At 50.4% G+C, this 10,801-nt stretch carries 7 protein-coding genes and 2 pseudogenes; 6 read left to right on the top strand and 3 right to left on the bottom strand.

Features of this window, described 5'->3' with window-relative positions; translation table 11 throughout:
• Positions 1-1,535, top strand: a 1,535-nt coding sequence (locus R5H23_RS15610; protein WP_317215980.1) for a type IV secretion protein DotL, incomplete at its 5' end; no start/stop codon positions are given.
• A 41-nt stretch (positions 1,536-1,576) separates the two neighbouring features.
• On the opposite strand, the gene R5H23_RS15605 is transcribed toward R5H23_RS15610, so the two are convergent.
• On the bottom strand, positions 1,577-2,011 hold the full coding sequence (locus R5H23_RS15605; protein ID WP_233453591.1) for a hypothetical protein: 435 nt from the start codon (positions 2,009-2,011) through the stop codon (positions 1,577-1,579).
• A 1-nt stretch (position 2,012) separates the two neighbouring features.
• On the opposite strand from R5H23_RS15605, the pseudogene R5H23_RS15600 reads away from it, so the two are divergent.
• Positions 2,013-2,429: pseudogene (locus R5H23_RS15600) on the top strand (IS5 family transposase); the annotation flags it as partial.
• Positions 2,430-2,833: 404 nt separating this feature from the next.
• Here R5H23_RS15600 and R5H23_RS15595 read toward each other — a convergent pair.
• Positions 2,834-3,190 carry a hypothetical protein gene (locus R5H23_RS15595; RefSeq protein ID WP_148621351.1) on the bottom strand — a complete coding sequence of 119 codons (357 nt, stop codon included), beginning with the start codon at positions 3,188-3,190 and terminating at the stop codon, positions 2,834-2,836.
• A gap of 371 nt (positions 3,191-3,561) precedes the next feature.
• Between R5H23_RS15595 and R5H23_RS15590 the strand changes: the two genes are divergently transcribed.
• The 4 genes from R5H23_RS15590 (at position 3,562) to R5H23_RS15575 (ending at position 9,213) form a co-directional block, all read left to right on the top strand.
• Positions 3,562-4,311 (top strand): nucleotidyltransferase domain-containing protein, encoded by a 750-nt coding sequence (locus R5H23_RS15590; protein ID WP_148621350.1) that lies wholly within the window; start codon positions 3,562-3,564, stop codon positions 4,309-4,311.
• A gap of 12 nt (positions 4,312-4,323) precedes the next feature.
• On the top strand, positions 4,324-5,619 hold the full coding sequence (locus R5H23_RS15585) for an HlyD family efflux transporter periplasmic adaptor subunit (RefSeq protein ID WP_317215979.1): 1,296 nt from the start codon (positions 4,324-4,326) through the stop codon (positions 5,617-5,619).
• An 11-nt stretch (positions 5,620-5,630) separates the two neighbouring features.
• The gene (locus R5H23_RS15580) at positions 5,631-7,748 is read left to right on the top strand and encodes a peptidase domain-containing ABC transporter (RefSeq protein ID WP_317215978.1); all 2,118 of its coding nucleotides are present in this window, start codon (positions 5,631-5,633) and stop codon (positions 7,746-7,748) included.
• Between the two features lie 73 nt (positions 7,749-7,821).
• On the top strand, positions 7,822-9,213 hold the full coding sequence (locus R5H23_RS15575; RefSeq protein WP_317215977.1) for a hypothetical protein: 1,392 nt from the start codon (positions 7,822-7,824) through the stop codon (positions 9,211-9,213).
• Positions 9,214-9,444: 231 nt separating this feature from the next.
• Here R5H23_RS15575 and R5H23_RS15570 read toward each other — a convergent pair.
• Positions 9,445-10,801 (bottom strand): annotated as a pseudogene (locus tag R5H23_RS15570) (conjugal transfer protein TraA); the annotation flags it as partial.

The following is a 10,801-nucleotide window of genomic DNA, read 5'->3' as shown; positions in this document are numbered from 1 at the left end:
GAGGGGGTAACTCCGCGCATTTCCGCGACAGGGCCGAAGCGCTTATTCGCGGCATGTCCTATGTCTTCGTCTGGGTCCGGGACAACCTTGGCATTCCGATCATGTCCGAGACGATCCGCACGATGTTCTCTGACATCGTGAAACTGCGCGATCTCTACCAGGGTCAGATCTTCACCTACTATGATGCGGATGCAGCCGAGACGCGAACAGTCGAGCTTCCGCCAGAATTTGACCGGACCCTGCTGAACCCGGTCCGCGACTACGTGACGGAGACGGGTGGCTTTTCGAACACCAAAAGCGTGGGAGACCAGCATAAGGTTCGCGAGCAGCATTCCTATGTGGTGGGTGGCTTCGGCAAAACCTTTACCCAGATGAGTTCCACGCTGGGGCATATCTTCCGGTGCAATATCGGTGATGTGGACTTCCGGGACGTCATCTTCAATCGGCGCATCCTGGTCGTTCTTCTCCCCTCGCTCGAAAACCACCCGGATACGAACGCCGCCCTTGGCAAGGCCGTCATCACGGCGCTTCGTTACGCGCTTGCGGCGGCACTCGGCACCTCGATTGAGGGCGACTATGAGGACCGCGTCGTAAATCGCGCGTCGTCCTCGACGGTGCCCTATCCTCTGGTTCTGGACGAAGTCGGTCAGTTCGCGACACGCGGGATCGACGCCATGATGGCGTTGGGTCGCGAGCTGAACATTTCCCTGCTGATCTCGTTTCAGGAAGTGGGCACCCTCTACGCCACGCTCGGTAAGGATTTGACCGTTCCGCTTCTCGGCAATCCCAAGCTGAAGATCTTTGAAAATATCGAAGACTCTGGTCCAACCCGGGAGTGGATCGAACAGTCAGGTGGAACGATGCCTGTCAGCGTTCTCCCCGGCTTCGACAGTTCCAACCCTCTGGGGGTCTATGCGGACCAGCAGCGGGCAGACATCCGGGACGTGAAGCGAATCTCCTGGAGCGATGTGCAGAACCTACGACAGGGGCAGGCCATCATTCTCTTCCGAGGAAAGCGCATCTACACGCGACTGTTCTATGCAGGCATCAAGCCAGAGGGCGTGAACAGGGTGTTCCCCACAGTTTCAGCGGCTCCCGCTCTTGAACCCCCGGTCTCGGAGGAACCGGCCACAGAAGCGGATGACGTGGCTCGGCGTCTTCAGGAAGGGCGCGATCGGATTGAAAAAGCTGATCTCCGGCCGCTGAACGGAGTTCTGGGAGATCTGTATCAGCGGCTCGGCGTCGTTCTGAACACGGAAGGCACGCCCCTGCAGGACGCCCAGGAACTCCTAAACCTTCTTTTTCCGGACGAGACTTCGGCAGAAGACAAACCTTTTGCAAAGCTGTTTGAGACCCTCGTTCCTCCGTCCGCGCAGTTGCCCCGCACGACGGAATCACTTCATCCGGATCTTGACCGAGCACTCCTGACCGAGCTGGTGGCATTCGAGACGGCGCTTGGACTGGATGAGCGGGCGGCCGTCGAGGCAGTCACGCATGCCCTGAATCTTTATGCGCGTGGCAAAGAACTCGCATAGGACCTGAGGCGGCATGTCCCGTGCCGCCTGCATCTTCGAAGCTACATCCCCCGTCCTGTGCTACGAACCCGCGTGCGATCGCGCTCCCGCTCTTCTGCCTGTGCGGCGGCGCGAGCCCGCTGCAGCCGGTCTTCGGCCTGTTGCGTCCTCCTACGTTCCTGCAGATCTTCAACCCGCCGCGCTGCATTCAGGGCGTCCTGAGCGGCATAGCCGGCCTTGCGCAGCTTGCGACTGACATCGTCCCACTGCGCGCGCGGGACATCCCGGATCGGGGCTTCCTCAACCTGACGACGCACCTGACCGCCCGGTGACTGCCCCTTCTGCCGGGTCTGCTCATTGACGTGGTTCTGCCGGATCCAGCGCGTATTGGCTTCTTCGTGCGCAAGACGGGCTTTTGCCAGATCGACGGCCAGGGACTTGTAGGGATGACGTCCCATGTCCGACGCCAGACGGTCATACAGACTGCTGACCGTCACCGGCCGCCTGATCGGTCGCACCAGAGGCGGTATGGATACCCAGCTGCATGCGGCCCCCGATCAGAACGGAAGACCAATGAGCTTTTTCATGACTGCGGGGGCAGATCAGCGATGATACTGGTGCCGATGCTTTGCTGGACAATCTTCCTGCAGCACAATGGCTGCTCGGAAATTGCGGATATGACGTCGACTGGTGCAGAGACGTCCTGGAGGAGAAAGGGGTAAAGCCATGCACTCAAATACCGAAATCTCGCGGACAACCAATCAAATACGATAAAAGAAAATATAAACGCAGAAATCGCATCGAGATCATGTTGGAAGACTCAAGGACTGGCGGAGTGTTACAACAAGCTATGACAAATGCCCGGCCGTCTTCTTCTCAGCAATTTGCGTAGGCTCAACCATCATGTTCTGGCTACGAGTCCTGGGCCTAAAAAAAGCCATGCCTCTGCGCATTGAAAGGCATGGTTTCTCGTCATCTTTTATCGAAGACTCAGGATCTTGCAGGTATTAAAGGGCGCCCGTAAGCGTCAACGCCATCTGGATCAGTCGGATTAGATATGCCGGTAGGATCCCCAGCAGTTGGTTCAGGGATGGTTGGTCCAGGGATGGTTGGTTCAGGGTTAGCTGGGGGGATCCCTGAACCGCTCGGTATTACAACCGGAGGCAAAGGATAGGAATCGGTTCCGCCACTTACAGAGCATAACTCAGTGTCTGTAATATTTCTCATATTTCTTTACCTAATTAACAGTGTTAATTGGATCGATATATCTAATTATAAAACCGATATAGTTAGATATATCGTAATATTACAAATAATAATTATGATCTAGCTGGCTGTAACGGCCGACCATAAGCATCAACCCCGTTGCGATCGTCGTCGGACGGAGCAGCATAAGGGCCATCAACGCCAGTGGTTGGTTCTGCTGGAGCATTTTGTGACTCATTTCCAGCGCCCACGTTACCACTCAAACCACCGCCAGATGTCTGACCGCCACCCCACGGGATAGTAACCTGACCGCCGCCCTGAGCCCCACCGTTTGAATTCAAAGAACCTCCAGCGGTAACCGAAATTCCTGTATTAGGATCGGTGTACGTAACGCTACCACCACCAACAACGGGTGGTGCAGAGTTGCCACCAACTACATACTTCAGGTCAGATTGTGTCAGAGTCTTCATGTGTCAAATCCAATCTCTAAAGGTATTGTATTTCACTGTGTTTCGACTGTGAAAGCCGGAACGTCATCACGTTGGCACTCTATGTAACGTGCCGCAACAATAAAACTTCAGTCACTCGCCAAATGTATGAGCACTCATGTCAGTTCAATATTATGATCCGAAGGACAGACAGGGGTGAGGCCATGAGGTATCTATCTGAAAAAAGAACTTTTTTGCTAAAGTCTTGAAAGTACGGTCCTGCTACCGTCCGACAAAAGTTCTGGACACATTCTTTGTTCATGAACTTTATGTGACACGGGTTCGTTACTCTTGAAACATCCCGATACAAGGACTTTAAGTGAGTAGCACACCCAACAAGCAGGGAATGAAATGTGATTGATCGCCACCTCTTACCAAATGACCTCAGAGAGCAGGTGGGATCAGAAAGTCCTTGCAAGGAAAATATAACTAGAGAAATTTTTTTATTTTGCTCAGAAAAATATAATAATGTGGTTTTCTGCGGGTTGTTTGGGTCTTTCGCACGCGGGGATCATACTGATTTATCGGATATCGACTTCGTTATTATACTAAATAACAATGATCACATCTCGCGAACACAGACAGTTCGCGACGGGAATTTATTTCAATATATGACTATTGGGATAAATAATATCTCACTGATATTTGAAAAAGAGCGCGTTTCAGGTTATTCATACTTGTTGTCGGCATTCTCAGATATGCAATTATGCTTCGGAGATAAAAATTTATTTCTATCGCTTAAAAATGAATCGCTTCGCATCCGTGCAGAAGGACCCGCTCTACCGAGTAAGAGCCAGACTAATGCTTTGGTGAGAAACTCGGTCAATAGCTATCTAAAGCTACTCAGATACAGGACCGATCACCTCGTTAGTTTTGGTGCAAGGCTGAATCTTTACAGCGATCTTCTTGTTTTGATGCAGGCGAACATGACGGTGTGGGTCGAGCCTCCTGATAGAGCCCACATCAATTTGAGAAATAATGCCGATTATATTGAAATTGTAGAAACGATGAATATTGATCCAGCGCTAGCAGTTGACAGATTACTCGCAGTCACAAAGCGATACCTCATCGAAATGGGTCAGTTTGTGTGGACTGCCGGGTAGGGAAACGATCCCGTGAGCTTACTTTTTCGCCAAGAGGCTTTAGAGGCTCGTCGCGATACATGGCTTGGGCGCGTTCAAATCAGCCAGCCCCTCCCAGTACGGATCGTTGCTTGGAGTTGTGCAGTTCTCGCTCTTGGCGCAATGCTTCTTCTGATATTTGGTACATACACCCGCCGAGTGCACGCCACCGGGCAGGTAATGCCCAAAAGCGGTCTTCTGACACTAGGAGCCACACAGCCTGGCACCATTTCGATGATTCATGCCAGAGAAGGTCAACGCGTTCAGAAAGGTGATTTGCTTTTCACTGAGGACTTAGAAGCAACATCTCTTACCGGACCGACGCAGAAACAGATTCTCGGAGATCTTCTCCGTCAGAAGACACTTCTTCAAAAGCAACGCAGCCTGCGAGAAAAATCCGCGCCTATCGAGCATCAAGCGCTGTTGAACCAAGTCCAATTTCTAACACGCCAACGCGAACTGATTTCCACTCAACTTTCCAGTGATGAAAATGTACTGCCTCTGGTACAGAGAGCTTTAGCTAAAATGCAGGGTGCGGAGCAAAGTCACCTTATTGGAGAGGCGCAATTTCAAAGCCAACTTTACACATATGCCCAGCTTTTCAGCGCGCATTCGCAAGCTTTGCAGTCTCGTACCGATACGGAAAGCAAGATTGCAGATCTAGCATCAAAACTCGCACGATTTGATGCAGAGTATACGCATGATCTAAATGACTTGGACAGACAGATCGCCGCAATAGACCAGCAAACTGCTGAAAACGAGGGTCGCCGCAGTACTATCGTTTTCGCTCCGGAAGATGGAATCTTGACGGGTGTCCGTAGTTATCTTGGAGAACAGGTCACTGCAGGCACGCCCCTTGTAACGCTACTTCCTACCGACGGAAGTCTTCAGATTGAGCTCTATATTAACAGCGCCTCAATCGGATTCCTGAAAGAGAATGAGCCTGTACTTCTGCGTTATGATGCCTTCCCGTATCAAAAATTCGGGCTACATCATGGTCATATTGCAGAAATTACTCACGCTCCCCTTGCAAGCAATAACGCGCAGGATAACCGAAATGCCGAAATAACAGGAGCCCAGAACAACTCTCCGACCCAAGACATCTATCGGATCAGGGTAGAGCCCGATCACTCATATGTAGTAACCTACGGGCGACAACGCCCCCTCGAAGCGGGAATGACAGTTTCCGCCGATATCGCAACCGATCGTCGCCGTCTCTGGGAATGGTTGCTCGATCCAGTGATCAGCGTCCACACCACGCTCAAGACCACTACCATTGGCCCTCGGTAAGCAGAACCCAAATGTTACATGATCTCCAGTTCGGCTTTGGCCGTAAAGTCCCAGTCATCCTTCAATCTGAAGCCGCTGAATGCGGTCTCGCCTGCCTCGCCATGATTATGGGCTACTACGGTCATCCCATAGATATCGCGACCTTCCGGCGGCAACAGGGGTCATCGTCTCGAGGGGCTACTTTGCAAGATTTGGTACGGACCGCTAGCCATGTCGGTCTTACCAGTCGCGCCGTCCGATTAGAAATTGAAGAACTCGACAAATTAATTCTGCCCTGCGTGCTTCATTGGAGTATGAACCACTTTATTGTACTAGTAGAGCATAGTGAAAAACAGGTTACTATCCATGACCCGGCACGTGGGAGACGTGTCGTCGGAAAAGCCGAACTGTCCAAAGAGTTTACCGGCGTTGCACTCGAGGCCTCACCTAGCGAACGTTTCGAAAAGAAGGATGAACGGAATACATTAAAACTTAGCGAAATGTTTCATCATGTCAGGGGTTTGAGACCAGCTTTAACATACCTCTTCTTTCTATCTTTAGGGCTAGAAATAATAGCTCTAATTTCCCCTATGGTTAGTCAGGTTATAATCGACGAGGTATTAGTTACCGGTGATCATGATCTTCTTATAACCGTAATATGTTCCATGATCATCCTTATATTATTGCAAATGATCATAGCAAGTGTGCGTAGCTGGGCAGTAGTTATGTTTGCAAGTCGTGTCTCGTTGAAATGGAACGGCTCACTTTTCGAGCATCTTTCTCGCCTACCTCTAGAGTATTTCAGTCGTCGTCATATCGGAGACGTAATTTCGCGCTTCGGCTCTCTGGCGACCATACAACGCACTCTGACAACGGACCTGGTTCAATCACTTCTCGATGGCATTATGGCTATAGGAATGGGAGTGATGTTATTTTTGTACGGTGGTTGGCTGGGCGCGATAGCGTGCATCGCCATAAGTCTAGATATTTTATTACGCCTTTTCACCTATGGCACGTATCGTCGCACCTCCGAAGAGGCCGTAATTCAAGACGCTAAAGGCCAGACACATTTCATCGAAACCCTGCGCAACATGGCAACCGTTAAGCTTCTGAATCTAAGAGAACGTCGTCAAACAGCGTGGTTAAATAACGTTATCGACTCTATGAATATTCGGCTCCGACTGCAAAGATTTGATCTAGTTTTCGGTCGCCTTGCAGACATGATTTTTACCGCCGACCGTCTGATCATGTTAGCACTAGGGGCCAGCATGGTTATGCGCGGTCATATGTCCGTGGGCATGCTTGTAGCGTTTCTCTCTTACAAAGATCAGTTTGCAGGCCGGGTTAGCAATCTAATCAATACCGGTTTCAAAGTACGAATGCTTAGCATCCAGACCGATCGCCTCTCAGATATCGTTATGACAGAGCCGGAACCACAAGGAGTAATGGCTGATACCACGCATCTATCGGAAAGCAGTCGAGCTGGCCTGAAGGTGCGAAATCTCTCCGCTCGCTACAGCACTGACGGACCCTGGATTTTTCGCCGTTTATCTTTTGATATCCCAGCAGGTCAAAGTACTGCGATTATAGGACCCTCGGGATGTGGAAAAACTACTCTTCTAAAAGTTCTGATGGGTCTCCAAAAACCTGAAGAGGGGGAGATATTTGTAGATGGTATAGATATTCGCACCCTTACATTAGACGCCTATCGATCTATGATTTCAGGCGTTTTACAAGATGATGGTCTATTTTCAGGTTCTATAGCAGAAAACATCTGTGGATTTTCTGATAACCCAAACCAAGTTCTAATAGTGGAATGCGCCAAACGGGCAGCGATTCATGACGATATTCAACGAATGCCAATGCGTTATGAAGCCTTGGTAGGTGATATGGGCTCCACCCTGTCTGGAGGACAAAAACAACGGATTTTGCTCGCCAGATCCCTTTATCGTACGCCACAGATATTATTTCTAGACGAGGCAACTAGTCATTTAGATGAAGCAACTGAAGCCACGGTGGCGGATGCACTACGAAAAATCAACGCCACGCGAGTTATAATAGCGCATAGACCGGCTACAATCGCTCATGCAGATTTAGTTATAAACCTAGGAGACATAAAATGTTCAGAGGAAGAGATATGCTCGATTTAGACATCATATCCCTTATAGTGTTTATATATTAATTATTACATCGCACTTATCAGAAACATAGAGGAACTTGTATATGTATAATATTAAAAGAAACATATCAATTATAATCGTGTACTTTATTTCTTTTCTTCCAATAACCACTATCGCCGCCGATACAGAAAACAAATACCAGCCTAACGATTTTCTACAGAGTTTCTTAATTTCATCTCGATCAACAGGACATGATGATTTTGACATCCAGCTTCCCAAGCATATTGAAGATATTATGATGCACGGAAATTATATCGTATTAGACGATATCATCAAAAACGAGAAAAACGATTATATCAAACAATTAGCGAAAAAGTCGCAAGATCGCCTCACTAACGGACTGAGGTCGCGAAATGCCAGTGAGTTCCCTACAACCGTCAATGATGGCTCCTTCAGCTTAGCAGACCTCGTCAACTGGGAATTTATAAACGGAGATTTACTGAGATCTGGCCGGATTCACGATTGGGCAACATATACCGAAACCCTTAGGACTGGTCCGTTTCGATCGCTTTCGAGTGTTGCAGGTGGTGACATTCAGCATTTCTGGCATTTAATCCCAGTCGAATTCACAGCTAATCCGTCTGAGATATCTGACCCCTCAATCGCTGGAAGCGGATCAGACCGTATCCCATATCTGGAGAAAGAAAAAGCGGCTGAGAAACATATCCCAATATCTATCAGTAATAAGCTCTATACAGCCCAAATAGACACAGGGACATTTTTTGGACACGTCCCGGATAATTATTTAAATAATATTGAATATAAAACACTAGGAAATATATACTCTATGGACGTCATAGGTAACAAAATCACATCACGTTTAATTCAGATTAAGAGTATAAACATAGGAAAATACGTTTTTTACAATAATTTGTTTATAGTAGATCAAAAAGTATCTAATATCATTTTAGGGTTAAATTCTCTAAGGCTACTCCCCACCATCATTATTTCAAATAGAAGTATCGAATTTAATCCTTCACCGATTGTTCGGTGCACCAAAAGACTATTGATCTCAAGTAATCTTGCTGGCGGCACTGCAATCCCAATTATCACCGGGGCAATCGACAATTCAGGTCCGATACCCATTGCTTTAGACACGGGGGACCATGTTGACTATCAAAACGCAGGGTTAAGGAATATAGAGCCTGTCCCTGTAACATTTATTTCTCCTTTTAACTCGCCTGGTAGACCCAGCGCAATCGTATCAACTCCCCAAGGAAGACATCTAGCGCCTGTTGTAGCTGGCAAAAACATAATGCTCTCCGTACAAGATGGACTGCCAAAACCGGCGAAATCCTTAACACTGTATGCTAAGCAAGGTATGTTTGCTGCCTATCTCAACGATACCTTTCTTTGGAACAACGATGTTTTTCTGGATTTTGAGAAAGGTAATGCCTGTATCTATAGTCACCAAAAATCTGAGGGAGTTAGGTAGTGAATATCCCAAAATACTTTTTATTTTTCAGCATCTTATGTGTTTTATTTTCAGTATCTGGCTGCCAGTTGCTAACAAACGAACAATTCCGTGGATATAATAATCGTCAAATGCCCGAGAATCATCCCGATATCGCAGGAGGGAGGCCGAGAAATATGCTTTTAAGCACACCTCGGAAAGGGAGCTATTACTATTGAGGCGGCATCTCCTCAGCCGCCTCTGTTTTCCAAGCTACATCCCTCGTCCTGCGCCACGGACCCGCGTGCGATCGCGCTCCCGCTCTTCTGCCTGTGCGGCGGCGCGAGCCCGCTGCAGCCGGTCTTCGGCCTGTTGCGTCCTCCTACGTTCCTGCAGATCTTCAACCCGCCGCGCTGCATTCAGAGCGTCCTGAGCGGCATAGCCGGCCTTGCGCAGCTTGCGACTGACATCATCCCACTGCGCGCGCGGCACATCCCGGATCGGGGCTTCCTCAACCTGACGACGTACCTGGCCGCCCGGTGACTGCCCTTTCTGCCGGGTCCGCTCGTTGACGTGGTTCTGCCGGATCCAGCGCGTATTGGCTTCTTCGTGCGCAAGACGGGCTTTTGCCAGATCGACGGCCAGCGACTTGTAGGGATGTCGCCCCATGTCAGATGCCAGACGGTCATACAGATCGTTGACCGTTACCGGCCGGATATCACCCAAAGCCCGCGAAAACGTCTCGGCCTCACGAAGAGATCCTTCCGACACGGCCGTCCAGCAGCGATGAACATGCCGGCTTTCGGCAACATAAGAGGTAAAACCTGTCATGGCCGAGGATCCACGCGGCATGGCGTTGATATGCTCATCGGACGTCATACCCTGCGCCGCATCGACCGTCATGGCGTGACCAAAGCCCAGACGGACGCGTCCGGTCTTCGGGTCGGCCAGCCGGGTCCAGGGCACCAGCCCTTCCCGGCCCTTCGCATTCTGTAACACCAGCCCCTCATCGGACCACCCCTTGACGGTCGTGAAGTCGCCATTCGAACCCAGATCACGCCAACGGCGCCCATGCGCGGTCTCCATCCGGACGCTGGTTTTCGCAAACAACCGAACCCGGTCGCCAACAGCAAGAGGCAGCTCATAAGTGACGCCACGCTGATCGATGGCGGCCTTGACGATTTCCGCTTGCCCGATCTCGCCGCGCTTGCGCAGCCGGTCGCGAACGGCACGGCTGAGATCCATGACGTCTTCGTTTGTCGGCGCGGACATGGTGATACCCCGCTCCGATCCGGCCTGCGTCAGCATGTCGCGACGTCGAAGATACAGGTCAGCGATCTGCTCAACGACCTGGTCATGGTCGCCCCCCACAAGTCGGATCGTGCCGTCCTTGCGCTTCATGTCGATGGCTTCACGCGCCCGGGCGATATCGGCTTTCTTCTGCTCGTCCTCGGTCTGGCTCAGATCACGGCCAGGACTGCGGAACATGCTGGCGATCTGCCGACCACGCGCGGACTTCTGGCGGATCGTGCTCAACAGCTCCGGACGCGCCTCTTTGGGCATAACCCGCAAAAGCAGTTCCACAGCGTCGCCGGCCTCGATCGCCTGGGCCTGTTCCCGGTCGCCCACC

This window comes from Gluconobacter sp. GP1 (assembly GCF_032913585.1).
GTDB lineage: Bacteria > Pseudomonadota > Alphaproteobacteria > Acetobacterales > Acetobacteraceae > Gluconobacter > Gluconobacter cerinus.
This window is presented reverse-complemented; position numbering and strand designations above follow the sequence as displayed.

Bases quoted from the DNA above. Each gene is read 5' to 3' on its own strand.
- R5H23_RS15580 (WP_317215978.1), top strand. From the start codon at position 5,631: ATGTTACATGATCTCCAGTTCGGCTTTGGCCGTAAAGTCCCAGTCATC.
- R5H23_RS15595 (WP_148621351.1), bottom strand. From the start codon at position 3,190: ATGAAGACTCTGACACAATCTGACCTGAAGTATGTAGTTGGTGGCAAC.
- R5H23_RS15575 (WP_317215977.1), top strand. From the start codon at position 7,822: ATGTATAATATTAAAAGAAACATATCAATTATAATCGTGTACTTTATT.